The sequence below is a fragment of the Corynebacterium sp. HMSC070H05 genome, assembly GCF_001837615.1.
GTDB classification, from domain to species: Bacteria; Actinomycetota; Actinomycetes; order Mycobacteriales; family Mycobacteriaceae; genus Corynebacterium; species Corynebacterium coyleae.
In genome coordinates this window covers 1-26,038 of record NZ_KV833313.1, presented here as the reverse complement: position 1 = coordinate 26,038, position 26,038 = coordinate 1, and the positions used below count along the sequence as shown (strand labels likewise).

The window sequence follows — 26,038 nt, the reverse complement described above, 5'->3', positions numbered from 1 at the left end:
GTCACATTCAGTCGACGGGGAGCTGGTCAAATGGTTCACCATGCATTATTGCAAACAAGGACTTTTCTACGAACTCTACGGGGATCGTTGCGACGCCTTCGAGAGGCTGTTTGGTGACCAGATATGGAGATCGTTTTCGTAGCGCCTGAGAAACTGCACAGGACGCATATTGGAGATGAAGTACGTGGCTATCAATTACATCTTCCAAAACAAGTGCGCTTGGCAGCTGTCTCGCTAAAACAATTACAAATGCATCAACCGATCCCGATTCAAGCAGCTCCATTTCACGCGAGAATTCCTCTGTTTGTCGTACTACCCGTACTCCATCACGATTCAAATCGCGTAGAAGTAGGCCATAATCGAACGCAGAAATCTCAGGGCCGATGAAAATGATCTTGGAAGAGACACTAGGGTGCTGAAACGACCTGAGAAACTCGAACACTTCTTTCGCTTCGGAAATGTTCTCAACCCCCACCCCGAGCGCCAAAGCGTTTGTTGGACCCACAACGTCCAATCCCAGAATCTTGGCGATTTCTTGGAGCCGCCGTGTGTAGGTGTGATCACGAAGCACCGATCGCAAATTCTCCCGTCGTGCTCTTTCAATAAACTCATCGTCGAGCTTTTCAGTGCTGCCAGTCTCTCCACCCAAGAAAAGGACATTATCACCAAACAGGTTCTCAACCCCTTTGGAATAGTTCGAGATCACAAAGGTGTTGCACGCCATCAGTTCGAAAATCCGGCGCGCAAACATTGTTTCAGATTGGGTTTCGGTGTTAATCGTTAATCCAAATTTAGATTCCTTGTAGGCTTCGCTAACTCTGTCACCCGGGAGAGCAGGGTAGACGAAAGGCCGGAATCGTTCGGGGAATCGGTGTGTATCGTCATCAGTGAATCCATAGAAGCGGTCATAAATTTTTAGCCCCCTTCCCGATTCCAAGATGCGATCGAGTATTCTTGCCATCTCTTCTGAACGTCTCGCGTGATTTTCATACCACCCGCCCGCAAAGACAATGTCGTCAGTTCGTTCCACTTCCTCGATCGGGTTGAATAGTTTTGGCTGTGCGGCGAACTGAAGCACATGGACGCTTTGATGACCATGTTCTTCCTTGTAACGAGCCACACAGTCAATATCTGTTGTCAAAATGTGGTCGAAGAGAACCGCTGTGGCCACGAAATCATGCTTGGCATCGTCGTAGTGTGATGGGTCTTCTTTATTCCAAAAAACTGTAGGGATCTGTTTTCTTCGGCAATACTCTAAGATTTCTAACAGCACTGCCCGATTTTCAAACTCAAAGTTCTCAGAGGCGTAGATCTTCCCTTTCCAGGGACGTGATTCCGAATCATGTCCTGACCACGCCGACTCACAGAAGAAGAAGTCGGGTGGAAACGCATCAAATTCTTCTCTCCAATTCTCGGGCGTCAGTGCCACCAAGTCGCATTCGTGCGAAAAGCTCTGATACGAGAACTCGTCAAGGATTGCTGCTACGCGTAGGTCATTGAGTCGGCGCGAACGCCGTTCCCCTTTTCCCGATCGCGCGCTCCCCCCCAGCCGCGACCGCACCATCCTTTGGTTGATCCCGTCGAGCGCGCGGATTGTGGCCTTAGCCCGCTTCGAACCCCGTTGTGCTTCCTTCTCACTGCGCACGAGCCGCAGTGCCTCCCCGGCTCCGATCAGGCTAACTCCAACTGCTTCCAAACCGCCAGTAACTGTTTTGGAGACACAAGGCGACAAAGCTCGGGAAAAAGCTAAAGTCGCGAATCCGGAGACCGTTAAACCAAGGTTAATTTTGAAAAACTTGGGGGCATGCATGCACTCCAGTTTAATGGAGACCTACTAATCTCCCGCTTATAACCTAGAGCCTTCATCGACTATTTCCACCTGAGGCTGCTGAATCCGCGTTACTTCAAGAAGGGTTTTCGCATCTTTTTCGGACCCACTTTTTAGCAAGTCAGAGAACTCAGAATACTGGGCCGCCACTTCATCCGTCGGCCCATCGGCAATCATGTCCCCCTGGTGAATCCAGATGCACCTTGAGCAGTTTTCTTTGATTACCGGCAAAGAGTGAGACACAAGGAAAATGTTGCCTGCTTCTTCGAGCAACGATTTCATGCGCTCCTGCGCTTTCGCTCCAAACGCTGAATCTCCAGTTGAAAGAGCTTCATCAACCAAGAGAATCTCTGGGCTAATCGCAGTTGAAATTGCAAAGCTCAATTTTGACCCCATTCCCGACGAGTAAGTACCCATCGGCCGAGTGGCTGCCTCTCCTAGCTCCGTCCACTCGATGATTTCCGGAACCATGTCGCGCGCTTCCATCGGACCCACACCCATTGCAAGTAACCCGAGATAGGCATTCTGCTCTCCTGTGAGCCAGCTTTGCAACGCGGGTGACACACCTAATAAGGTTGGCTGATCAGACACGTAAACAGTCCCCGATGTTGGAGACTCACTCCCACCGATAATTCGTAGAAGAGTCGACTTTCCCGAGCCATTTCGACCTATAATGCCGATGGACTCACCTTTCTCAGCTACGAAGCTAATGTCACGAAGTGCATCGACAGTTCTGGTCCTTTTTTGTCGAAAGAAGGACCGCCCGTCACTCGCCGACGCGCCAGTAAGAACATATTCTTTTCCTACGCCCGCGACGACAACAGCCGGGTTCTCTATAGTTTCTTCCATAGTGTGACTCACCCCATCACGGCCGGACATTAATATACCTTTCTTCTGCACGCCAAAAGAAGCAGAGCCCAAAAAAGAGCGCGCCAAAACTCCAAGCAGTCAGAGTTAGCCACGTTTCAACCGTAGGAGCAGTTGCATACAACACTGCATCTCGAACTGAGGTCAGGAAAATGTACCCAGGATTCATGGAAAAAATCTTGTAAAGAGCCGGAGACTCAGCAAACCGATCGAGGGAGTAAAAAACACCAGAGCTGAAGAACCATGCCCTCAAGCCCAGCCCCACAATGACTTTAAAATCTGGCAGGAAAGCTGTGATACGCGCGACAACAAACATCAGCCCTGTACCAAATGCCCACATAAGAATAACCAAAGGCAGAACCAAAACTACGGTCCATGAAAGTGGTTTCTCCCACTGTGCCGCCAAACCCACTGTAATTGCGACAAAAAGCGCGGGGAGGTTGTCCAATAAGTATCTGAGGGACTGAGAAAGGACCAAAGTGGCTTTTGGGAAAGAGAAAGTTTGAATGAGATTCTTGGAGGTTTGGACTAGTGACTGACCACCGTTAACCAATGAATTTAGAAACTGAAAAAAAATAACACCGATTAACAGGAAACCAAGAAAATTATCTACACCACGGGAGGTTTTGAGCATAACTCCGAAAATGAAGCCATACATCGCCGCATCCAGCAACGGCTGGGCCAATAGCCAAAATCGCCAAAGATTGTAACTTTTCGCTGTCCTAAATGCACGAAATTTAGCATCGGCCACGATAAAGTGACGACGCTCCCACAACTGCTGCAGGTATAAGGAAAACTCTGGCCGCACGTTCAGACGGCGCAGATTTCTCATATTCACGTTAATCGCCATTATGCTTCGGGCATGGCCACTCTCGAGGACATTATCGGGCAGGCGGTCGGTTTTTGACCGTGGATTGATGCGCCACATTCGAATACTCCTCTCAAACTATGATCGAGATACTACTGAACGACAAGGAGCTGACCGAAATGCCAAAACCTAGCATCAACAAGCACGCTGTGATGTTAAAGGTCACTGCTTCTATCAAACGAACTATTCTACGCAAAGCCTCCAAGCCCCTCATTCACAATCTGCGAAAACTACAGAAAGGGGTAAGACGATTCCGGGGCGGAATAGGAACTTCTAGCGCATATCCAGTGGTCTCGTCGAAGAGCAAGCTCATAACTCCTCCGGCACCACCACACGCACCTCAAAAAGTGGGTTTTATTTTAGACGAGTTTTCGCAAGCAGCATGGGATCCCGAATTCGATCTGGTTCCGGTTATGCCCGGCGCCAGCATTCCAGAAGGCATTGACTTTCTTTTCGTTGAAGCCGCCTGGTCAGGCAACGGCGGTGCATGGAGCCACCAACTGGTTGGAGCTAATTCTCCGTCGCCGGCTTTAAAGGATGTCGTGCTCGAATGCCGTCGGCAGGGTATTCCAACCCTTTTCTGGAATAAAGAAGATCCTCCGCACTTCGAAGATTTCCTGAGCACAGCTGGCCTTTTCGACTACATCGCGACAACGGATTCATCAAAAGTGGATGAATACAAGCGCCACTTCCCTAAGGCAACCGTATTCACGCTTCCTTTCGCCGCGCAACCAGTACTCCAAAACCCTGCTAGAAACTCACTGCCAAGTCCCATCGGTGATATCGCTTTCGCGGGCACCTATTTTCGTCATAAATTTGAAAGTCGACGCGCCCAGATGGATCTGCTGCTTGGAGCTGCCCATCGCATCTCCCAGCGAACCGATTACACTTTTACGATTTTCTCTCGACACGCTGGAGGCGATCTTAAATACCAGTTTCCGAGAGTGTGGAAAAAGCACGTTTCCGGAGCGCTTCCTTATCGACAAACGCTTTCCGCTTACCGGTTGTTTAGAGTATTTCTGAATGTTAACTCAGTTACAAGTAGCCCAAGTATGTGCGCCCGCCGAGTGTTCGAAATTGCTGCTTCCGGCACTCCCGTCGTTAGCACGGAATCGGAAGCGCTACACAATTTCTTCAATCCACGGGAAGTGCCTTGCGTGTCAACGACAGAGGAAGCCGAATGGACAATAGAACTGCTGCTCAAATCAGAGATTCTGCGTCACCGCACGTCGCACCTAGCTCTAAGAAGAGTTTGGGATGAACACACCTATAGGCACAGGGCCAATTCGATTTTAGGGCAAATGGGATTCACCACAAGCGAGCAGAATCAGTCCGTTGTGAGCGTGATCTGCTCAACAAACCGCGATGCTAGCCTTGACCACCTATTGGAACAAGTAGCACAGCAAACATATCCCCATATCGAGCTTCTAGTCCTTGGGCACGGAGTGGAACTAGCGCCAGACTTTAAAGAAAAAGCAGCCGCCAAAGGACTTACTAAGGTTACCGTGCTACACCGCGACGAGAAACACAGCCTCGGAGCCTGCCTTAACGACCTAATCAAGGCATCGTCTGGCGAAATTATCGCAAAATTTGATGATGACGATTACTATCTTCCAAATTACCTCCATGACCAAGTAAACACGTTGTCCAACATGAACGCTGACTTGGTAGGCAAAGCAGCCCACTTCATTTTCCTCGAAAGCCCGAACGCTCTAGCTCTGCGAAGACCAGGGCAGCAGCATCATTGGCGTAACTTTGTCGCAGGTGCAACTTTGGTTGGCTGGAGATCAGTGTTTGAACAAGTTCCCTTCGCTGACAAGCGTCGAGGGGAAGATACTGATTTTCTTTATCAACTGGAGAAAAGGGGATTTAAAGTATACTCGTCGGATTACTTCAATTATCTATGTATCCGAGGCGGCGGTACCCACACCTGGAAGATTTCCGATCAGGAGATTCTCGCCTCGTCAGAGGTGCAAACATTTAGTAAAAATCTAGAACATGTGAAGGTTTGATATGCAGTTGTCATACGAACAAAAGCGTGAGTTCCATCGCAGTATCATGTTGCGACATCGACAGCTAGCTCGAGCCTTCGCTGTTTATCAAACGCCAAGCTTATTCCGCGAACCAAAGAACTCGCATGTGGCTAGAGACCGATCCGTCGGCTTTTTCCCAAAAATACAGTCCGTATGGTCTAGCCCTCAAGAGCTCTTATCCGCAAAGAGAGTGAGAAAGGGAGTTCATTCGGTCTGGTTTGGAGGGCTGCCCATCGACTTTGAGCTTTCCACGAATAGGGCAGACGTTCTGCTCGTTGTCTTCCACGGTGCATTAGATCCAAAAACCACGCTGCCAATTTTCTCCGGGGGAAATGTGGCTTCTGGGCTGGGGGTGGCACGGCTTTCTTTTACAGACCCTTCTCTTTACTTGTCACCACAGCTTGGTCTCGGTTGGCATGCTGGCAATGTTTTCCAGCCAGATCTGCAGGCTGTCACCACCACTCTCATTGAGAAAGTCGCTTCCTCTGTGGGCGCCAAACGAATTATTCTCTTCGGCTCTTCCGGAGGCGGATTCGCTTCTCTGATGCAATTGACAGCACTTCCCTCTGCTACTGCAGTCGTTTCGAATGCCCAGACAGACATCTTTCGCTACCACGATTTCCATGTAAAAAAATACCTCGACACCGCCTGGCACGGAGATGACGATGCTTTCAAAAAGCAGCACGGCTACTCGGCAATGCCGAGACTGGATAAACTAACTCGAACTCCTAAAGTCTATTATTTGCAGAACTCCACCGATACATTTCACATCAACGGTCATCTCAATCCCTTCCTTGAAGCATCGGCGGGAAAGATGAAAGTCTCTTTGCTCACAGACGATTGGGGTAGTGGCCATATCGCACCACCCAAATCTCTTTTCAAAGCGACACTGAACGCGGTGATACTGCGTGACGAACTTACGCTTCAATCACTGGGGTTCAAGCCCGTATCGGACTAAAGTCCTCCGTAAAGGCGTAGGTAAGTTGTTGCCACTTCGTCCCAAGACGGTAGCCCAGTCGGCTCAGGATCAGATTCTTCTAGCGCAGTGCGAATGGCCTCCGCTAGATTCGCAGGATCACCTGGTACCACGTATGAAGCTTCGCCGCGTGTCACTTCTCGCAGTGCGGGAAGATCAGACGCGACTATTGGTATCCCGAAAGCCTGCGCTTGGAGCGATTTCATTGGGGTAACCGAACGAGTTACCTCGTAATCCTTCCGTGGCATTGCGAACACGTCTAATACGCTGTACCACCGAGATAGATCAGAACGTGGTTGGTGCCCAGCAAAAACGACCCTATCTGCCAACCCCTCGGACACGGCTAGGTTTTTCAGAAAAGAAGCAGCTTTACCATCTCCAACTAGCAATGCTGCTATGTCTTTAGGGAGATGGTGAAGAGCCTTAATTAGATCGTCAAACCCCTCGTAATCTACTAGTGAGCTAACCGCGCCGACATAACGCCTTGGTGGAAGGCCCAGCGAAACTCTTGCCTCTTCTTTAGGCATCTTGCTCGCCTTCCATTCCCGGTCTACCGCATTCGGTGCTATCACTATTGGACGTTCGACACCTCGCTGTTTGAGCACGCTCTTCGAGACTTCACTGAGCACCACAACCGCAGCAGCGCTGTGCATAGCTTCTTCTTCTTTTCGACGAGACTTCAGGTAATACTCCGTCAGTTTCGGGTTTGAAGTTGCAGGCTGCGAGGCTACCCAGGTTCCCTCAGGCTCTCCCCTAACTTCATAAATCCAGGGGATCTGTAGCTTTCTCGCGGCTATTGACGCAGCGGCTGCATTTATCCAGGGAGTGGTCACATGCAAAACACTCACTCCGAGCCTTTGTGCTTCCCGATAGATGGACTCAGCTTGCGCTTCTATCTGCCGTTCCACACTAAACGGGAAATACGCCGGGAGCGATCTGAGATACTTTACCCCGTCCACAACTTCGACATTTCCTTCTGGAAACTGCCCCACGCTTATTGGGTACCCCAAGCGCGTGATAGCAAAGGCAGACACGCCAGCATTCTCTTGAGCCTGGAGAATATGATGGCTTCGGAAAGCATAGCCCCCCTTTGAATGAGGCAGTGAGTTTGTAAGCACGTGTAGCACCCTCCCATTGAAGGCACACCGTTCTGACTCGACTATCGGAACGCGAAACAATGACTCTGGAAACCTAGGAGCACTTGTGGCAGAGGGTGCAATCGATCGTCCGAGAAGTCGCAAACTCACGTTCGATATGAAATCTCTGGGGCCATTGACAAATTGAAAAGTATGGTTAGTTATAAACAGCGGTAAGTACTTCGCTTTACTCATCGCTTGCCCTCTACCCAATTCACACACTCGATCAGTGCTTCAGGCGCCCAAATTGTTCGTTGGTCTCTTACCCATTTGCGGCCAACATTAGAAACTACAAGTCGTTTTCGTTCTCGCGCTAAACCAACCCACAAATCTGCCAAAGAACATGGGTCCTCTGGAGCCACTACATCCCCAGCCTTCAGTGACCGAATCAAGTCCGCAGTTTCGCCGCTAACGACCGCTGATATGTGGATCCCCTGCTCCATCAACTCGTATGTCTTCGATGGAACCGCCTTTTCTAGTGGTGGCCAATCAGTGAGATGAACTAGTGCTGTATCAGCCCATTTGTAACAGTCCGTTAGGAATTCGGCACCTCTGCGATTCTCGAAGACGGCATCAACCCCTAACCGTTCAGCTGCTTCGATCAATTCTGATTTCGCCGCTCCAGCACCTACGAAGCGAAGCCTTACCGTTACCCCGCTTCGTTTAGCTTTCTCTGCTGCGTAAAGTGCATTGAGCAGATTCTGAGCTCGCCCTAATGTACCCGCATACAGCACATTCAATTTCGCGGGTTCACAAGAATCCACTGGTGCTTTCTCAATTAGGGTCTCAGCGGGAAAAACATTCCGCACAGTCCAAGCTCGACTCCTAGAGTCTGATGCACCTGCTATTTCGTTTGTCAAACGCTCGGAGGTAGAAATTATGGCATCAGCTCGAGCTAAGAGAGCTTTCAATCCTACGTCCGTAGCTTTGACAGCGATTTGCAACGGCCCGTGGCGTAGTAGTCGTTGACGGATCGACGGCTTCCCCGTGGCGATGTTCCACCGATCTGAAACTGTAAGAAGTTCGGGCCAAGCATCTCTCAGATCGATAATGTACGGAATTTTGAAATACGCTCCTGTAACTGCTGCTACAAGGGCAGTAGGCAATGCTGGTACTGTGCCTATCACCAAGTCAGGATCAAAGTCTCGCACTCGACTACCAGGTTTGAGGATTGCATGCATGCCACCGAACGCAACTGCGAGCTGGTTGAGAGCCTTTTGGGTAATCGAAGGTCCGCCTGGAATATAACCTGACCGAATCACGGTAGGCGATTCTCGGTCAGGTCTTGCCTCTACCCGTGACCGGTATCCTTTATGGTTAAACCATTCTCGCAGATCGACATCTCGAAGATAGTGTGGCGGGGGTGCTACAACCAGGATTTCATGCCCAGCTTGCTCGAGGACTCTCGATAACCAAGCCCACCTTCTTTGAGGAACTCCGTTTTCGGGAGCCCAGTATTGGGTGATAAGGAGAATTCTCATTTCGAGTCCTCCTTATCTTCCTGGCATTGGTCCTGTGGGGCTAGCGGGGCTCGAACCCGCGACCAACGGATTATGAGTCCGCGGCTCTAACCGACTGAGCTATAGCCCCAGCGCGACGTGCGCGGGCTTAACTATATCGTGAAGCATCCCCCGAGATTACATCACGGTGACATCTAGTTCGTTAGCTTTCTGCCGAAAACTCATCGATACGGCTGCCAACTCCTGTGATCTCGGCAATCGCTGCTACTGCACGCGCCGCAGCTTTACCGTCACCATAGGGATTTACGGCGTTAGCCATCGCTGAATATGCTGCTTCTTGATCGAGCAAATTACGTGCCTCAGCCACAATTCGTTCCCGGTCAGTGCCAACGAGCTTCACTGTTCCTGCCACAACGGCCTCTGGGCGTTCAGTATTTTCGCGCATCACAAGAACTGGTTTGCCAAGCGACGGCGCTTCCTCCTGTACACCCCCTGAATCTGTAAGTACGAGATAAGCACGACCCATCAATGCAGTGAACTGGTCATAAGGTAGCGGGTTCGTAATAATAACGTTCGAAAGATTCTCAACCTCAGGAAGAACCGCATTTCGTACCTTTGGATTGAGATGCAGTGGCAGTGCAAAAACGTGATCTGGGTAGGATTTCGCAAGGTCTTGGACAGCCCCTCCGATTTCCTTCATAGCATCAAGGTTCTCTCGACGGTGCGTTGTGACCAAAACAAGCTTTTCATCAGTGTTGCGGAGCTCTTCCAAGCGTGGGTCATCAAACTTAACGTCCCACTTCGCTGCGGTTAGAAGAGCATCAATAACGGTGTTCCCTGTGACCACAATGTCTTTGGTTCGGAAATTCTCACGACGCAAGTTCTCACGCGATTCACTCGTCGGAGCTAGATGGAGTGATGCTACCTGACCAATGATCTTGCGATTGGCTTCCTCAGGGAACGGAGAGAAAATATTGCCGGTACGAAGTCCCGCTTCGAGGTGGACGATCTTTACACCTTTATGAAATCCGGTCAAAGCTGCAACCATGGCGGTAGAAGTATCGCCCTGGGAGATGATCACATCGGGCTGTTCTTTTTCAATAATCGGGTCGAGTCCCTGGATGGCACGCGAAACCAACTCATTGAGGGTCTGCCCAGGCTTCATCAGTGCCATGTCGTAATCAGGAACGATACCGAACCGCTTGTTTACCTGTTCAAGCATCTCTCGGTGCTGACCAGTGGAAACTACCACCGATTCAAATCGATCATTGTCCTGAAGGACACTCACAACCGGCGCAACCTTGATCGCTTCCGGGCGCGTTCCATAGACGGTCATGATCTTGGGCTTGGTAGACATGCTTTCCTCGTGAGACTTCTAGGCACAGGGGTACTCACTACAACTTAATACAAAGCAAATTTAATAGTCCCCTCGTACCGGCTGATGTGCTTTTACTTTGCCACTATCCCTGTCACAATCCCGTCCAGGATGTCCTTCTCACTGATGACAATTCGGCTTGCGCCTGCTTCTCGTTCGAAGAAATAAATCAGTTCTTCGACAACAGCCGAGCCTGCTGCGATCACGTCGGCCCTTCCTGGGTGCACCACGGGATTGGTACGGCGTTCCTCGGCAGTTTTACTTCGAAGGTTGCCCGTAACTTCACGGAAGCGGTTAAAGGAAATCTCCGACATGTGGATCCGTGCCGGATCGTACGACTCGAGATCCTGAGCAAGCGCGGAAAGCGTCGTAAATGTACCGGCGCAGCCAACGAAGGTACGTGCCTGGGCAAACGGCAGCTCCTTCGCCGCTTCGGCGATCCGGTCAGCGATGTAGTCCCGAGCGGCAGCGGTTTCTTCTGCAGTGGGTGGATCTGTACGCATGAAGCGCTCGGTGATGCGCACGCAACCCATCTGGGTGGAAACAGCGTGTAATTGGTCAGCGGTCTGCATGACAAACTCGGTCGACCCACCGCCAAGGTCAATCACGCAGAACGGCCCGCGATCCGGATCGAGACCAGCCGTTGCGCCGGCAAACGACAGCGCCGCTTCCTCCTCGCCGGTGATCACCTCGGCGACTGCGCCCTGCTGGATCTGGCCAAGGAGCGCACGGGTCATGGCGAAGAAGTCCTCGCGGTTGCTCGCGTCGCGAGTGGCAGAGGTAGCCACCATGCGTACGCGGGTGACGTTCTCGCGCTGCATCTCGTCGACATAGTCTGCAAGCGCTACGCGAGTGCGTTCGATGGCGTCTGGCGCGAACTTGCCGGTCTCGTCGACACCTTGGCCGAGGCGCACAATCGTGTTGCGGCGGCACACTTCTCCGGTTTCGGTGTCGTGGATAAGCAGACGGATGGAGTTGGTGCCGCAATCCACGGCGGCGACGCGGGTCACTCCAGTCCCTCCCCTGCTTCAGCGAGGGTGATGCCGAGATCCTCAAGCGTCGGCCAATCCTCCGGGATCGCGGTGCCACGCAGATTGCCGTGCTCCGCGGCGAGGGCGACAGCCTCGGTGCCGAAGCGAACACGCTCCGGGCCTTCCGCGAGCGCGTAAGCAATGAGCACGTGGAGGCACTTCACTCGCTCCGGCATACCACCGCCGGAAAAGTCGGTACCGAGGTCCTCAATAGCGTTGCGCTCTGCGAGGAAGTGTTCGTGGGCGGCGAGGTAGTCGCGTCGTAAAGCTTCGCCCTCGTCGGAATCGGCGTTGAGGCGGGCCTCCATCCACTTCATCACCTGAGCCACTTCGAGGCGCGATGCTTCAGCCGTGAGGCGTGGATCGGTGAGGTAGTAGAGGGTGGGGAACGGGGTGCCGTCGTCAAGTTTTGGCGCCGTTTTCACCACAGCCGGCTGATTATCCGGGGTGGTGTAGGCAATCGCGAGGACGCCGCGTGGGGTGCGGCCGAGCTGCTCAGCGACAACGGCGAGCGGTTCATCGGAAGGAGGAGTATGCATGCGCCCCATTGTTTCATAACACGCCCTTTGGACCGGGTCCGCTCCAGGCAATCACTTATCGGTGTTTTCTCGTCTAACTCCGCCCCATCCCGAAAGGTCGGTCCCATCTACGCAGCCGAGAGTCGAATCAAAAGGTCCCGATTGCTCTGCGAGAATGCTGCCACTGATCTTCAAAATTAGCCATTACAAGAAATCCACAACCGGACAGACTCAGGTAGCAGAGTGCAGGTCAACTCACGACAAATTGCTGAGTGAACCTTGACCCTACCTTTGACGAGACGCCATCATCAGATTGTAGTGCAAGTGATATTCACAACCTCAAGAAGAAAGATTCTGCTATGCACAACCAGAACCAATTCCCAGACCCCGATAACCCAATCGTAGACGCGTCAGGAGAGATGCGTTACCTCCTCCTACCACCCCTTACTCACAACAACCACATCGCAGACATTGCGACCCAAGGCGTCGCCGGACCTGTATTGGCAGCTACTGCCATCTTTGGAGGTCACATTAATGGGAGACAGCCTCGTGTCTATTGGACTGCAGACTATGTTCTTCAAGACTGGGATGGAAACGTCATCGCCGAAAACATCCAACAGCTAGCCCACATCATTACATCACTCCGCTGGGTCGAAGACGAAATGATTCACTGGAGAAGAATCAACGGAGAGCCCGTTGAACAGGTGCTTCTCAGGGAGCGGTACCGTTTAGGCTACCCATAGATGACGCAATAGCCTTTCCTGCCTTGTCTTGCTAGTGCTTCCCTCATGCGCACTCCAGCGCTAAACGTCACTCACTACTGAATCCACGCCAGATGAGCTCTACTCTTGCTCCACCGGTGCACCGTGTTCGGGTGCCTCGGCTTCTGGCGCCTCCGATTGCGGGGCGTCGGGTTGCGGTGTATTTTGCTCAGGCGCATCGGTTTCGGGAGACTCGGGAGCCTCTGCCTCGGGGATGTCGCGGAGTGAATCCCACAGCACCTCGGACCACTCGCGGTCGTCGGGGATCTCGTCGGCGGCGGTGGTGATGTTGTCGGGGGCGGACATGCGCGGATCAAGGATGCGCCAGACGGTCTCCCCCTCTTCCACTACGCCTAGGCGGCGACGTGCTTCTTGGCGCATGAAGGCATCGTCTTCGTACATGGCGATGTCGCTTTCAAGCGCCTGCTTGCGCGCCTCCAGGCGTTCGATAGATTCCTGGGCGCGGGCGATCTCGGCGCGGCCCTCGTAGTAGTTTCGCAGCGGCGCAGCGATGGCCAACAACACCAGCAGGACAACGCTGATCAGAATGACCACGCTAGCCATGTCCTGCTTTGGAAACACGCGCGCCCGCCTCGTGCGGGAGCGTTGCGCGCGCTCTGCAGCGCGCTGGGCACGCTCCGCGTCGCGGCTGGCGACGGGCACCGTGTGCGACTTGCGGGGACGTGACGGGCGCTTCTTCATAGGTAATCAGTCTAGATGCGCTCGAGGGTTTCGCGGACTGCGGCGCGGCCAGCGGAGCGGTCACGGGGTCGTCGATACGCCCGTTACGGCGCTCGGCGGCCGCGGCCTCGACAGTGAGGCTGGGGAACATAATGCCCAAGACGTACGGGTTTATCGCCAACTTCGCGTATCGGGATCCCACCGGGCTGCGGAGAGTTCTCCAGCAAGCGCTGGGTTGAGCACTTCCGATGCAAACGTAGTCGCCTGAGTAAAATCGTGGTATTTCACGGGCAGACCGTAATAGGTTTCCGCACGTCTGGGATACTCCTTCTCCCACGACAGTGGCACCCACAACTCCGTCGGGATTTCGATTCCCCGTCGCCGCGCCTCATGCTCACATGTGCTCTTCAGATCCCGTGCGGAAAATGTCTGGGTGAGCAAGATGGTGATGATGTCAGCCAGATCGTGGTAGCGGTTGCTATACCCACTACGATGCAGTTCTCTCATCGCGCAAATCTTGTCTGCGAGTTGGGATTCTATGGCAGTGGCGTAGACCGAAACGGGTTGGAGATTCTCAGAACTGATCTTGCCCAGTGTCAGATTAATCTTTACCTGTTCATGTGGTTCTTGAGTATGACGCTGTTCGGTGAGATCCAGACTAAAAGCCTGGAATACAACCGCACCCATCATCGCGTCGAGCGACACCTCATATGTCGGTCCCCTGTAGCCGTCACCACTGGCTATCCGCTTTTGCTGCACATTCCTCACCCGGTAAGTCAGCGGGCCTTGCCCTGGGCGTTGAGCGATCTGCCTGATCTCGGCTTCAATGCTCGCTAGCGGCCCCAATTCGGCGACTCGAGCGAGATCAATATCGGCAGTTGTGCGCCCCTCGCCGTTACGCATCAATAAAGCAGCCCCACCCTTAAGCACCCACTCATCGGATCCCGTCTGAAAGACTCGCTCCAGAAACCCCTCAAACGCGATCTGGTAGCGAATCAACTCGCTAGGCAAGTTGAGATCCTTAGCCCGCTTCGCGATGCCTTGGTTGAGTTTCTTTTGTCGCTCCTTACTCTCGCGTCTACTTGTCGTCATTGCCAACCTGCCTTGCAATTTGTTGTATTTGGCCACGAAAAGGAGCCAATTCTTTTGTTATCCGTGTATCGAGATTCTTCATCACTTCGTCGATGAGTCGCGACAAGTCGCGATCAAAGTTTTGGCGTTCTAGGCTTTTCGCGACGATTGCATAACGATTGCGCCACTCCGCGCTGTCTTCCACAGAGGAAGCTTCAGCGCTCAGCTCGGCGACCAATTGTTTGCCAGACTTCGCCTCGTAGTAGCGAGCTGAAGGAGCGAGCTTGCTCGCGAGGTCATCGATACGCACGCCCTCCTTCCGGAGAGCATCCGCGACAAGATCTGCTAGGTACCCGCGCTCAATCTTGGCCTCGGCCAAATCACCAACGGTGCGCGCGACACTGGTCACCGGCAACCCGTCTACTGACACGATGTCACCCTCAGGAAGATCACGACGGGTCCGGATACGGACTCCTTGCTGCCGTGTTTGCTTCGTACCCTCAGTGGAGAAGGTCAGCTTCGGTGGGACGAGGCGGCCGATCCCGTGGATGAGAGCAGCCGACTCGTGCGAGACCACCACGGGCTGCTCGTCCTCCCAGCGCTCATCGATGAACTTCTTTGGCGCGAGAGATAGCCACGCCACCCGAATCTCATCGTGGGGTCCACCCTGATGAGACGGCAGCAGGTAGACGCCATGCCGCGCCCGGTCAAGATCACCGCGCTCCACGAGGCGGGAGAGCTGCAGACGTTCAATCCCCTCCCGTCCAGCTTGGCCGGTGGTGACGATGCCCCACTGGTCCGAGGCGACCATCTCCAAGGTCGCCAACACATCTGCACGCTTCACCGGCCCCTCCTTTTGCGTTTGTATCCGAGATTGCGGACGATTGTATCATTCAGGACGTTACAATCGTCCGCCAATTTCGATACAAACGTCAACTCTGCGGGTAAAGAAACGACCCCGCACCAAAGACGGGGCGGGGCCAGGCCGTAGCGGTGAGCTACTGCCTACTTCTTAAAGCGCGGGAAGGCGTCGCGGCCGGCGTACACGGCGGCGCTACCAAGCACCTGCTCAATGCGCAGCAACTGGTTGTACTTCGCCACACGCTCGGAACGAGCCGGGGCACCAGTCTTGATCTGGCCGCAGGACAGGGCGACGGCCCAATCACTTTGAATTCTCCCAGAGGCGACACGCTGGACTAGTCCGCCGCATTTTTCGAGAGATTAGTCCACAACGTCTGGTACCTTAACTTGCATGAACATCCGCCAGATGGAGCCTCACACCCTCCAACCAGATGATTTAGCCCACCTAGTAAAGCTAGCTGCGGGTTCCAATGCCGCCGGGGCAAATGCTTCATTGAGGAGACTGGCTCGAAAATATCGGAGCACTTATCCTGAACTGCACTCAGCAATTGTGCATTCCCTGCGTGATCGAAGCGTACGCGGCCCGCGCCACGAATCGCCGATAGATCAACCTCTTGATGAGGATACAAAGTTTTCGCTTCTTCGACTTGAGGGCCACGTTACGGTACCCCACGAGCCGATCCTCCCCACGCCCCTACGTTCTAACCTCGACAACCTGGTGGAGGAGCACATCCGTCAAGAACTACTTTTGGAAGCAGGCTTATCCCCCACCCGTACCGCCCTATTCGTCGGGCAACCCGGGGTTGGAAAGACTTTGTCAGCACGTTGGGTTGCGATGTCCTTAGATATGCCTCTCGCAACGCTGGATCTATCTTCGGTGATGAACAGCTTCCTCGGCCGCTCTGGGACGAATATCCGCAGAGTGTTCGAATATGCAAGATCCGCACCGCTCGTCCTGTTCTTGGACGAGCTCGATTCGATTGCGAAACACCGAGATGATGCGACCGAGGTCGGAGAACTCAAACGATTAGTGACGATCTTATTGCAGGAAATAGACAACTGGCCTGAAGGTTCCCTTTTATTGGCGGCAACGAACCACTCTAAACTCCTCGACCCAGCAATTTGGCGTCGTTTCGAACTGGTTCTTGACTTCCCGCTTCCGATCCTCGAATCACGGACGAAATGCGTTCTCCAAGAATTCGACGACCCCGAAATGAACCCTAAGTTAGCGCGCGCAATTGCGGCTTTATATGACGGCCAAACCCTCAGCCAGATTCAGAATGACATTATGCGAGCCCAAAGACGAGCGGTACTCACCGGACAGAATCCGATTGAGGCATTCCTCTGGGGTATTCGCGACCGATTCGCCGCGGTTCCAACCAACAAACGGGGGCCTATCGCAGCAAAGCTTATGGCCGATTCGACACTGAGCCAGCGCGCGATTCACGACATAACCGGTGTCAGCAGGGACACCCTTCGGAAATACTCCCAACTTCAACAGGACTAAACATGAATGAACGCTACGTTCTCGGCAATGGAGAAGCTCTTACTTACGAAACCCCGTATCCAGGCGGAGGCAAAGCTGGCGACCCGCCATACAGCTTTGAAGAGGCAATCGAGCGTGTCGGCCCAATGGTTAGACAAACAGCCTCCGAACTTTTCGAGGTGCCAAGTCAGGCCTGCCCACGCGATGAAGTCGTTGCGGCCGTAACCCTCCACCCACAAGGAATAGCTAAGAGCTACCATCCGAGAAAACTCTTGGACGCCTATAACTTGAGGCAAGTGGGGTCACGACCAGTTTCGATCAGACCGGATAAGTGGTCACGCAAAAACGCACCAGAGATAAGCCCAACTACTGAGCTTTACGTTGCTGGCAAAAAGAACGATTTTGCCAGTTGGGCCGCTGACTTCGAGCAAGACCAAAATAAACTGACCGATTCCATCCAGCGCGTTGAACGAGTGCGGGCGCTTTATGCCCAAGATCGCATCCGCCACCTTGAATCAGCGGAAAGAAACGATGACGAGATATTCATCGAACTACTGATTCATGCATCAAGAGAAGACACCTACGTGATCTCCGGTCTTGAGGATTGGGCCACCGAGATTGATGCTGAAGCCAAGTTTAATAAACGCCTGTTTGCAGGTGGCCTGTGCTTCATTCCTGCCAAGGCAGACAAACGCCAGATTGAGAAGCTGGCGGAGTTTTCGTTTCTTCGATCCATTCGTCCGCTATCCCAGCTGAGAAATTTTCCGAATCTTCAACGATCCAGTTCACGACCCGATCTACCGAAAACAATCCTCCCCAAGGAATCAGCGTTAGATCCGTCGCTCAACGTCGCCATATTCGATGGGGGCCTACCCGAGGATCACCAGCTGGATAACTGGGTGGAGAGTTTCGATCCCCCTTCCATGCCGCCGCCTGAATCACGTCTTCAGTCTCACGGGCACGACGTAACGTCGGCCATTCTGTTCGGCTCACTTTCACCTGGACAAACCCCTCAGCGACCGTACTGCAATGTCGACCATTACCGCGTGCTAGGCGAAGGAGACGAAGAAGATCCATATGAACTTTACAACGTTTTACAACGCATTAGTTCAGTATTGTCGGCAAAACACTACGATTTCGTTAACCTCAGCCTAGGTCCCGCCGTGTGCATTGAAGACGAAGACGTGCACCCTTGGACAGCTGTTTTAGACTCTCTATTGTCAGAAGGTCAAACATTGATGACGATTGCTGCTGGCAATAACGGCGATGCCCTTGATCGACTTGATCGTCGGGTGCAAGTACCCTCCGACTGCGTTAACGCTATCGCTATCGGAGCGGCCAATTCTACAAAGAGTGGTTGGGATCGTGCTGCATACAGCGCTATCGGCCCGGGACGCACACCAGGAATCATAAAGCCGGACTTGCTTGATTTCGGCGGCACCTACCAAGAGCCTTTTTACGTCTCGGACCGCGTAATCCCCAATCGCGTAGCGACCACACTTGGTACGTCTTTTGCGGCCCCTAGCGCGTTACGACAAGCGGTAGGCCTGCGCGCGCTATACGGCGATCGGTTGTCCCCTCTCGCTTTGAAAGCACTACTTATTCACACTGCTGATGCTAATGAGCGAGCTAGAAAGGAAGTAGGGTGGGGCCGTGTGGCTGCAGACTTGAATGAAATAATGCAGTGCAAAGATGGGCAAGTACGTATCATTTATCAAGGCGAATTAGAACCGAGCCGGTACCTTAGAGCACCAATTCCACTCCCCACTCAGCTTTCACGGGGACTGGTAAATGTGAAAGCAACGGTTGTATACGCCTGCGAGGTTGATCCGGAAGACCCTGGCAATTACTCCCGTTCAGGCCTTGACGTTGTCTTTCGCCCAGATGAGACCAGATTCGAAAACGAAAATTCTTTCGAAGCTAAGAGTAGACCTTTTTTCAGAAAATCTGATTTCGATAGTGAGAACCTTTTGCGCTCGGATACTCACAAATGGGAAACCACTCTAAATTCTGGCCAAACGCTGCGCACTAGCTCACTACATAACCCAGTTTTCGACATCCACTACAACGCCCGGACGAATGGCGGCAACGCAATATCACCTACCCCCATCCCATACGCACTGGTAATTACGGTTGAGGCAAAGTCAATTAAGGATTTATACGAGCGAGTGGCCCAAACCTACAGCACCCAGCTCAGGCCTATACTTCCAGTCCGTCAGCCGGTGACGATCGAGATCGACCACGGCTAGAAAACGCAGGAATGCACCCCGGTTCTGCTGCGGAATTTCCCAGGCAAATCCGGGGCGCTGGTATCAACCGCGCGATAGTACTCCCTACTTCTTGAAGCGCGGGAAGGCGTCGCGGCCGGCGTACACGGCGGCGCTACCAAGCACCTGCTCAATGCGCAGCAACTGGTTGTACTTCGCCACACGCTCGGAACGAGCCGGGGCACCAGTCTTGATCTGGCCGCAGGACAGGGCGACGGCCAGGTCGGCGATGGTGGTGTCCTCGGTCTCGCCGGAACGGTGCGACATCATGGTGCGGAAACCGTTGCGGTGCGCCAGCTCGACAGCGTCGAAGGTCTCGGTGAGGGTACCGATCTGGTTCACCTTCACCAGCAGGGCGTTCGCGGCACCCTTCTCAATGCCCTCGGCGAGGCGCTTCGGGTTGGTGACAAAGAGGTCGTCGCCGACGATCTGGACCTTGTCGCCAAGCTTCTCGGTCAGGGCGACGTAGCCGTCCCAGTCATTCTCATCCAGCGGGTCCTCGATAGAGACGATCGGGTACTGCTCCACCAGATCCGCGTAGACCTGGATCATCTCCTCGGCGGAGTGCTGGCCGCCCTCGAAGTTGTAGGTGCCGTTTTCAAAGAATTCGGAGGAGGCGACATCGAGTGCGAGCGCGATGTCGCTACCAAGCTTGTAGCCCGCCTTCTCAATGGCCTCCACGATCAGGTCGAGGGCGGCCTTGGTGGATTCGACGGACGGGGCGAACCCGCCCTCGTCGCCAAGACCCGTGGACAGGCCCTTGGACTTAATCACGGACTTCAGCGCGTGGTAGACCTCAGTGCCCATACGCAGCGCCTCGGCGAAGGTCTCCGCGCCGATCGGGGCGATCATGAACTCCTGGACGTCCACGCCAGAGTCGGCGTGTGCGCCACCATTGAGGATGTTCATCATCGGCACCGGAAGGGTGTGCGCGTTCGGGCCGCCGATGTAGCGGAACAGCGGCAACTCGGCAGCCTCAGCGGCGGCCTTCGCCACAGCCATGGACACACCCAGCATAGCGTTCGCGCCCAAGTTCTTCTTGTTGTCGGTGCCGTCGAGCTCGATCATCGTGTTGTCGATCAGGCGCTGATCGTCCGCCTCAAACGCGATCAGGGCATCCGCGATGGTCTCATTGACGTTCTCAACAGCCTTGAGAACACCCTTGCCGTCGTAGCGGTCGTCGCCATCGCGAAGCTCGTGAGCCTCATGCTCACCCGTCGACGCACCCGACGGCACCGCAGCCTGGCCATGCGAGCCATCAGACAGCAGCGCTTCCACCTCCACGGTCGGGTTACCGCGCGAATCCAGAATCTCGCGAGCAAAGATGTGCATGATGTCGGCCATGATGTCTCCTTAACGTGGATAGTGACGTGGAAAATGACTTGGCGAAAAATTCCGTCCACAAGTCTAGCCGTTGCCCTAACGGTGGGCAGGCTGGTTCATGGCATAGTTCGCGGCCGCGTCGCGCACACGGGCAAAATAGTCGCTGGACTGGTTATACGCATAGATGGCCTGGGTCCACCCCTCCTCGGTGGCCAGGTCGCGGGGTGTGCCGCCGGAATTGCACAGGAGGTTCGCAGCACCTAAGGCGGCGTCGTCGATCTGCTGGGGGTTCGGGGTGCCATCGCCGTTGGCGTCGCGACCAAAGCGCGCCCAAGACTCCGGAATGAACTGCATCGGGCCGACGGCGCGGTCGAACTCCGTGTCGCCGTCTAACTGACCGTGGTCGGTGTCCGGGACCTTGGCAAAGCCGTCCCCGTTCAGTTGCGGGCCGATGATGGGCGGTTGCGGGTAGCCGTTCTCGTCCAGTTTGGAGTAATCGAAGCGGCCGCCGTAGGTGCCGTGGCGGGTCTCCACCCAACCGATGCCGGCGAGCGTGTTCCAGGTCAGGTTGCAGTGGGGCCAGGCCTCCTCGGCGATCAGAGCGGCGTTGGCGTAGGCGCGCACGGCCTGGCCGGACATGTTCGTGGCCTCGCCGATGCTTTGCGACCAGTCAAAGAGTTGGTCGGAGGTTCTGCCCGGCGCGTGGACGTCGATACGCGGGGGCGCCTCCGCAGCCGCAGGTGGGACCGTGAGCGGGGCTTTTTGCTTCGGCTCGATTGTGTCGAAGTTAAAGGCAGACAGCAGCCACGCGATAAGCGCGACGACAAGAATAACGGCCATGGCCGCGCCAAGAATGCCCACGCAGCCACAGCCGCGAGCAATGCGTCGCGGTGTGATCATGGGCGCAGAGTGTACCGGGTGCGGTTACCGCGCGGTGCGGAGGTTGGGCGATACCGGAAGTAACAATTTCCTCACAAGTCACAACAATCACAGCTGTAACAGTTATGATGCTTTGCGACCTATCAAACTTCCCCGAAAGGACACCCCATGCGCCGCATCACCGCAGCACTCGCAGCAGGCCTCATCGCCGTCACCGGCTTCGCAGGCACCGCAACCCCAGCCAAGGCCCAGACCCTCGAACTCGTCCGCCTGCTCAACGGCAACATCGCCACCGCCAACTGCGACAGCCTGCGCACCGGCCTGACCGCCACCCGCATGGTGAACAAGGACACCACCCGCAGCCAGCTGGTCATGAACCTCAACACCGCCGTGGGCAACGACGCAGCCCTGCGCCTCGTCTCCGCAAGCACCGTTGGTGCGGTTGCGGACCGTGCGCTGGAGTGCGGCATCGTCAAGCCGGACCCGGTCACCCCACTCGACCAGCTCTTCGCCGGCTCCTCCCAGATGTCCTCCAAGGCAGGCCTGCCGGACATCCGCACCCTCATCCCGGCACTGCCGGCTATTCGCTAGCCTTCCCCTCGACCCACAGACGGTCCTGCGTGGCCTTATCCACAGGCCCGTCTGACCCGTCGAACAAATACGGCGCACGGCGGCGCATCTTATCGACGAACGCCCCCGCCACATCACCAAAACCAAAGGCACCCCGCTCGTCGGCAATCTCCGCATGGAACAACACCTGCAGGAGCACATCCGACAACTCCTTCTTGAGCTCCGCGTCGGGCGCCTTTGCACGAATCGCATCCGCGACCTCACCAGCCTCCTCCGTCAAAAACGGCAGGAGGCTTTCGTGCGTCATCTCCTGCTCCCACTCACCCCGGCGCCGCGCCTCACGCATCGTCTCCACAGCCTGCAACACAGGATCCTCGAGGGAAGGGACTTTGATCAGGGCGGTGGAGTCGTCGTCAAGCAAACGCTCCGCGAACTTCGGATCCGTAGTCACAATCCAATGCCCGTCGCCGTCTACGACATCCAACGCCCAACGCACCGACACCGGCACCTCCGGCGAAAACTCCACACGACCACGAATCTGGCCAACGAGATTCAGCGGGATCATGTCGGGCCAACGGGCATCCAGAAGCAACACGGTCGCAGTCATGAAGGGAAGTCTAAGGCCTCTATGATGGAGCGCATGACTCAGATCGCCGAAGCACTCGAAACCATCAAACCCAACGCCCAAGACGCGCTACAAGACTCCGTCATCTTCTCCCCCATCCGCTGGAAAACCGGCTGGCCCCACCACCTCCGCCGCGTACCGCCCTTCCGCGACGACGCCACCGCCTCCATCACCCGCGCCGAAGTCTTCTCCTTCGCCTCGGATGTCCGCTCCTCCGACTTCGCACGCGAGCAGATCATCGACTTCCTCGGCGCCTGCTTCGCCTACATCGCCGGTCAATCCAACCAAGTCATGCAAATGCAGGCGTTCCTGCGCAACAAGGGCAACGCTTCGAAGTTGCTGGGCGCGATCCGCAAACTTGGCGGGCTGTCGCCTGTCGACGCCTACGCCTCCTTGGCCGCCACCGGCCTGGCACCGAAGTACGCGTCCGCCGTGGCGTACTTCCTGGCGGGTGAGCAGGATGCTGCTGGGGTCGCGGGTGTCGACGGTGCTGCTGCGCCGGCGATCATCTGCTCCAACCGCGCGCGCCTGGCTGGCCTGGCGAAGGACGCCGACTGGACCGCCGACGAATACAAGGAGTACCTCGACGCATTGACCGCCGCGCGAGACGCCTACGACTCTTCCCTGCCGTTGGACGCGGTTGAGTGGGCGTTGCGGGAGTTTGCTCGTCGCGAGGCAAAGTAGCGCTGAGTTTTTAGGGGGGCTTGGCTGGGCTTTTACAGGGTTTGCCTGTCGAGCCCACGCTGGGGGTATAGATGCCGCCCGGCGAGCTTAGGGGCAAACCCGAACTCGCCGGGCTTTGGTATGGCGGCCGGTCTGATACGAAAGCTAACCCTGATCCGCTTGATGGCTATCCACCATCTGGTTCACAGCACGAACGATTCGCAGGAGCACCTCCGGTGCTGTAGACACGTCACATGCTTCTACGATGCGGGCGTGAATACCCGCCTTCTTTATCTGCCGCAGGTTCTTTCCTTTCACTATGTGGTTACTCTCTTCGACAAATTGGTCCCAGTTTTCCAATTCCGCCTCCAAATCATGCCGGAGGATCGCGCATCGATCACCGACATATTCACCGGAACCCCACACATACGACGCAATTTGAGAATCCCCAGTCGTCTTTGCCGCCGTAGAAACGAACTTTTCCACGCCATTCCTCCACGAATCAAGAATTTGGTCGCGCTTTTTCTCGAATTCTTGATTCGACCCGGTTTTGAGTTTCGCGCGTGCCTTCTGACCAGCAACCCCAACATCGCTATCGCCATCACGCACCACATAGCTCGGAACGCCATAGGAATTCAGGATTGAGAAAATCGTAAACAGCGTTTCTGAACCCTCAACATCAATCACGGAAATCCCCGACTCCGGGAGTGTCCTACCGGTTTCTGGGTCTTCCAAAAGTTCCAGAATTGCTTTATCGGTATCTCCTTCAACCAATACGCAGGCCCGTGAGAATAGCCCCTCAATTAGGGCCTTGGAGAAGTACTTGGACAGCTCACCGTCCTTATTTTTCTTCGAATAGTAATCATCCTCCTCTGCGCGAAGCACCGAGGAACCAGTATTTGAAGGCAAAACGCGATAAGTAAACGGCAAGAATGCGGGGTCAACAAAGTAGGGGCTGTGTGTCGCAAACACGAACTGAATACCCGTCGCCGAAGCTGCTCGACGAAAAGCAGATGCCATCATTCGCGCCTGCACGGGGTGCTGATAGACCTCGGGTTCCTCGACGAAAACGATCAAGTTGGGCGCGTAGCCTCCTGGTTCTGTCGAAAGTTCAGCAAGTGCTTGCAGGACAGCGAGGAGCGTTGCCCTCTGAACCCCATGACCGTGGTGCGGCAAGGGCCACTCTGCCCCAAAACGGGACAGTTTAGTTGTCGCGATTGGGTTCGCTTTCGGGGTCCAATCGTCTAATCCAATGTTGATGGACAGTTTTGCGCCTGGCAGGTAATCGCTTAGGTGGTTATTAATCTTTTCGCTTCGCGCCGAAAGTTCACTATCCGTTGAATCTTTCAACCGAGCTTGCAAATCATCAAGTACGTCCTTATGCTCCTCAGACCATTCCGCAATCGCCCCATCAGTAGCGTTCTTCACCACGGCACCAACGAGGAGCTCCATCGCAGACTTTCTATTTGACAGATCAAATTCGCTCGTCAGATCAGGTGCAGCAGGCACAAATACGAAACCTGCATCTTTCGCTAACTTCCCCGTACCGACTGCACCAAAGAAATCGGTCGCGTCCACTTCCTCCCTCGATTGAAGGAGATGCCTGTTGGCCGGATCCATCTCCCATTTATCCATTGCATGCTGGAGTTCTTTTTTATTTACACCTTGAACGTTTCCGCCTAGGAAGTTCGAAAAGTTCGGGTCCGATTCGATTAGCTCGGTTAACCCACTTCGAATTGTCCCGACGTTTGCATCGCGGAACTTCTCAAATCCAGGGAAAACTGTAGGGGAACCCCATAGCTTCGTCTTTTCCGAATCTGATCGCTGTGTACGCTGCAGGGTCATTTCCTCCCCCAACGCGTATTTCCCAAACGCCTGTCGGTCTCCTGCAGTCAGGGAATCAAATGTGACTTTTACGGAGATCTCGGTGGAACGTTCACCATTCGCTTGACAGAAGAAATCGTCAGCAGTCTTGAGATCACCGCTAAACAACCACGCAATTGCATGAAGAATCGAAGATTTTCCACCACCATTCGGTCCGATGAATGTGGTGAGCTTCCCAAACTCGCCCTTGAACTCACGAATCGCTTTGAAGTTTCTAATTTCAACACTCTTGATTTTCACAGGCGCTATTTAACCATTTTTAGATAATCTCCAGCTCGACGAACTACCAGCTCCTGAATGCTCAGTCTTAAGGTTCGCGTGCCGGCTGTTGCGAACGCGTATCTAGTAACACCGTGGTGACTATCCGGTAACACTTGAGCGGGCATCGAGTAACAGTCCGACGGCGGTCGGTCCTGTAGTCGCGCTGACGATTTAGCCTGCAAAACTTCGAACCTCGTTGCTTCCCATCGACGGATAACAAATGACTCCCTTTCCACGCCGAATCGGCCCAAAACAGCCCGCCAAAACGGACTACTTCTCAAACCGATCTGGATTGTCAGCATCAGTAGGGCCAAGTTGTGAGTGCTCTTCGAAATGTAGCCCACTGGCAGCACCATTGAAGCAAACCAACCCGAATCGGCGATCCTGCGGAAGACGGTCTCTACGGCAGCAGAAACGACTTGTTACTCGATCATCACCCGAGTGTTACTGGATACTCACCACGGTGTTACTAAATCCGTGGTCCTAACATGCGAGAGCGGGCAGCCAAGCGCGAACCAGAACCCTCCCTGTCTCCTATTTTGGTAGGGAGCGGTCTTGTCAGCGCTGGCTAGTTCTGGCTTAATGTGTGTCTGATCTGATGTAGGTGGTCCAGT

At 54.4% G+C, this 26,038-nt stretch carries 22 protein-coding genes, 1 tRNA gene and 1 pseudogene; 7 read left to right on the top strand and 17 right to left on the bottom strand.

Going from position 1 to position 26,038, the window contains the following annotated elements; translation table 11 throughout:
• Positions 1 to 7: 7 nt before the first annotated feature.
• Genes HMPREF2617_RS04940 through HMPREF2617_RS04930 form a run of 3 tightly spaced genes read right to left on the bottom strand, consistent with a single transcriptional unit; the run spans position 8 to position 3,623 of the window.
• Entirely contained in the window at positions 8 to 1,810 is a 1,803-nt protein-coding gene (locus tag HMPREF2617_RS04940) for a CgeB family protein (RefSeq protein WP_083323211.1), read from the bottom strand.
• Positions 1,811 to 1,846: 36 nt separating this feature from the next.
• Positions 1,847 to 2,707, bottom strand: coding sequence for an ABC transporter ATP-binding protein (locus HMPREF2617_RS11665; RefSeq protein WP_083323210.1), 861 nt, complete (start codon positions 2,705 to 2,707; stop codon positions 1,847 to 1,849).
• Positions 2,694 to 3,623 (bottom strand): ABC transporter permease, encoded by a 930-nt coding sequence (locus tag HMPREF2617_RS04930; RefSeq protein ID WP_083323209.1) that lies wholly within the window; start codon positions 3,621 to 3,623, stop codon positions 2,694 to 2,696. Before HMPREF2617_RS04930 ends, HMPREF2617_RS11665 begins: the two co-directional genes overlap by 14 nt.
• Before the next feature lie 20 nt (positions 3,624 to 3,643).
• Between HMPREF2617_RS04930 and HMPREF2617_RS04925 the strand changes: the two genes are divergently transcribed.
• Together HMPREF2617_RS04925 and HMPREF2617_RS04920 are read left to right on the top strand one after the other, a co-directional pair.
• On the top strand, positions 3,644 to 5,575 hold the full coding sequence (locus HMPREF2617_RS04925) for a glycosyltransferase family protein (RefSeq protein WP_083323208.1): 1,932 nt from the start codon (positions 3,644 to 3,646) through the stop codon (positions 5,573 to 5,575).
• A 211-nt stretch (positions 5,576 to 5,786) separates the two neighbouring features.
• The gene (locus HMPREF2617_RS04920) at positions 5,787 to 6,554 is read left to right on the top strand and encodes an alpha/beta hydrolase (RefSeq protein WP_070840226.1); all 768 of its coding nucleotides are present in this window, start codon (positions 5,787 to 5,789) and stop codon (positions 6,552 to 6,554) included.
• On the opposite strand, the gene HMPREF2617_RS11660 is transcribed toward HMPREF2617_RS04920, so the two are convergent.
• From HMPREF2617_RS11660 to HMPREF2617_RS04895, 6 genes are all read right to left on the bottom strand, one after another.
• The gene (locus HMPREF2617_RS11660; RefSeq protein ID WP_083323207.1) at positions 6,551 to 7,903 is read right to left on the bottom strand and encodes a glycosyltransferase family 4 protein; all 1,353 of its coding nucleotides are present in this window, start codon (positions 7,901 to 7,903) and stop codon (positions 6,551 to 6,553) included. The genes HMPREF2617_RS04920 and HMPREF2617_RS11660 overlap by 4 nt on opposite strands.
• On the bottom strand, positions 7,900 to 9,189 hold the full coding sequence (locus HMPREF2617_RS11655) for a glycosyltransferase family 4 protein (protein ID WP_083323206.1): 1,290 nt from the start codon (positions 9,187 to 9,189) through the stop codon (positions 7,900 to 7,902). The genes HMPREF2617_RS11660 and HMPREF2617_RS11655 overlap by 4 nt, the downstream gene beginning before the upstream one ends.
• 35 nt (positions 9,190 to 9,224) lie before the next feature.
• Positions 9,225 to 9,298: transfer RNA gene (locus HMPREF2617_RS04910), tRNA-Ile, on the bottom strand.
• A gap of 72 nt (positions 9,299 to 9,370) precedes the next feature.
• The gene (wecB, locus tag HMPREF2617_RS04905; RefSeq protein ID WP_070840224.1) at positions 9,371 to 10,525 is read right to left on the bottom strand and encodes a non-hydrolyzing UDP-N-acetylglucosamine 2-epimerase; all 1,155 of its coding nucleotides are present in this window, start codon (positions 10,523 to 10,525) and stop codon (positions 9,371 to 9,373) included.
• 92 nt (positions 10,526 to 10,617) lie between these two features.
• Positions 10,618 to 11,553, bottom strand: coding sequence for a Ppx/GppA phosphatase family protein (locus HMPREF2617_RS04900; RefSeq protein WP_070840223.1), 936 nt, complete (start codon positions 11,551 to 11,553; stop codon positions 10,618 to 10,620).
• Complete coding sequence (locus tag HMPREF2617_RS04895; protein WP_070840236.1) at positions 11,550 to 12,113, bottom strand: DUF501 domain-containing protein; 564 nt, start codon at positions 12,111 to 12,113, stop codon at positions 11,550 to 11,552. Before HMPREF2617_RS04895 ends, HMPREF2617_RS04900 begins: the two co-directional genes overlap by 4 nt.
• 251 nt (positions 12,114 to 12,364) lie before the next feature.
• On the opposite strand from HMPREF2617_RS04895, the gene HMPREF2617_RS04890 reads away from it, so the two are divergent.
• Positions 12,365 to 12,835: a hypothetical protein gene (locus HMPREF2617_RS04890; protein WP_141763004.1), complete on the top strand. Its 471-nt coding sequence runs from the start codon at positions 12,365 to 12,367 to the stop codon at positions 12,833 to 12,835.
• A gap of 99 nt (positions 12,836 to 12,934) precedes the next feature.
• On the opposite strand, the gene HMPREF2617_RS04885 is transcribed toward HMPREF2617_RS04890, so the two are convergent.
• From HMPREF2617_RS04885 to eno (HMPREF2617_RS11650), 4 genes and pseudogenes are all read right to left on the bottom strand, one after another.
• On the bottom strand, positions 12,935 to 13,555 hold the full coding sequence (locus tag HMPREF2617_RS04885) for a septum formation initiator family protein (protein ID WP_070840221.1): 621 nt from the start codon (positions 13,553 to 13,555) through the stop codon (positions 12,935 to 12,937).
• Positions 13,556 to 13,705: 150 nt separating this feature from the next.
• Complete coding sequence (locus HMPREF2617_RS04880) at positions 13,706 to 14,662, bottom strand: nucleotidyl transferase AbiEii/AbiGii toxin family protein (RefSeq protein ID WP_141763003.1); 957 nt, start codon at positions 14,660 to 14,662, stop codon at positions 13,706 to 13,708.
• Positions 14,613 to 15,449 (bottom strand): type IV toxin-antitoxin system AbiEi family antitoxin domain-containing protein, encoded by an 837-nt coding sequence (locus HMPREF2617_RS04875; RefSeq protein WP_070840219.1) that lies wholly within the window; start codon positions 15,447 to 15,449, stop codon positions 14,613 to 14,615. Before HMPREF2617_RS04875 ends, HMPREF2617_RS04880 begins: the two co-directional genes overlap by 50 nt.
• A gap of 161 nt (positions 15,450 to 15,610) precedes the next feature.
• Positions 15,611 to 15,772 (bottom strand): annotated as a pseudogene (gene eno, locus HMPREF2617_RS11650) (phosphopyruvate hydratase); the annotation flags it as partial.
• A gap of 85 nt (positions 15,773 to 15,857) precedes the next feature.
• Between eno (HMPREF2617_RS11650) and HMPREF2617_RS04870 the strand changes: the two are divergent.
• Both HMPREF2617_RS04870 and HMPREF2617_RS11645 read left to right on the top strand, forming a co-directional pair.
• Entirely contained in the window at positions 15,858 to 16,973 is a 1,116-nt protein-coding gene (locus HMPREF2617_RS04870; RefSeq protein ID WP_083323205.1) for an AAA family ATPase, read from the top strand.
• 2 nt (positions 16,974 to 16,975) lie between these two features.
• Positions 16,976 to 19,201 (top strand): S8 family peptidase, encoded by a 2,226-nt coding sequence (locus HMPREF2617_RS11645; RefSeq protein WP_210400816.1) that lies wholly within the window; start codon positions 16,976 to 16,978, stop codon positions 19,199 to 19,201.
• An 84-nt stretch (positions 19,202 to 19,285) separates the two neighbouring features.
• Here HMPREF2617_RS11645 and eno (HMPREF2617_RS04860) read toward each other — a convergent pair whose 3' ends face one another.
• Complete coding sequence (gene eno, locus HMPREF2617_RS04860; RefSeq protein ID WP_070840217.1) at positions 19,286 to 20,563, bottom strand: phosphopyruvate hydratase; 1,278 nt, start codon at positions 20,561 to 20,563, stop codon at positions 19,286 to 19,288.
• A gap of 75 nt (positions 20,564 to 20,638) precedes the next feature.
• Positions 20,639 to 21,442 carry a lytic transglycosylase domain-containing protein gene (locus HMPREF2617_RS04855; RefSeq protein WP_070840216.1) on the bottom strand — a complete coding sequence of 268 codons (804 nt, stop codon included), beginning with the start codon at positions 21,440 to 21,442 and terminating at the stop codon, positions 20,639 to 20,641.
• 147 nt (positions 21,443 to 21,589) lie between these two features.
• Here HMPREF2617_RS04855 and HMPREF2617_RS04850 point away from each other — a divergent pair, with 147 nt between their 5' ends.
• On the top strand, positions 21,590 to 22,012 hold the full coding sequence (locus HMPREF2617_RS04850) for a hypothetical protein (RefSeq protein WP_070482886.1): 423 nt from the start codon (positions 21,590 to 21,592) through the stop codon (positions 22,010 to 22,012).
• On the opposite strand, the gene HMPREF2617_RS04845 is transcribed toward HMPREF2617_RS04850, so the two are convergent.
• A complete protein-coding gene (locus tag HMPREF2617_RS04845; RefSeq protein ID WP_070840215.1) occupies positions 22,002 to 22,598 on the bottom strand; it encodes a MazG nucleotide pyrophosphohydrolase domain-containing protein in 597 nt (198 codons plus the stop codon). The genes HMPREF2617_RS04850 and HMPREF2617_RS04845 overlap by 11 nt on opposite strands.
• A gap of 33 nt (positions 22,599 to 22,631) precedes the next feature.
• Between HMPREF2617_RS04845 and HMPREF2617_RS04840 the strand changes: the two genes are divergently transcribed.
• The gene (locus tag HMPREF2617_RS04840; RefSeq protein ID WP_070840234.1) at positions 22,632 to 23,300 is read left to right on the top strand and encodes an 8-oxoguanine DNA glycosylase OGG fold protein; all 669 of its coding nucleotides are present in this window, start codon (positions 22,632 to 22,634) and stop codon (positions 23,298 to 23,300) included.
• Positions 23,301 to 23,444: 144 nt separating this feature from the next.
• Here HMPREF2617_RS04840 and HMPREF2617_RS04835 read toward each other — a convergent pair whose 3' ends face one another.
• Positions 23,445 to 25,403 carry an ATP-dependent nuclease gene (locus tag HMPREF2617_RS04835; protein ID WP_070829441.1) on the bottom strand — a complete coding sequence of 653 codons (1,959 nt, stop codon included), beginning with the start codon at positions 25,401 to 25,403 and terminating at the stop codon, positions 23,445 to 23,447.
• Positions 25,404 to 26,038: the final 635 nt, after the last annotated feature.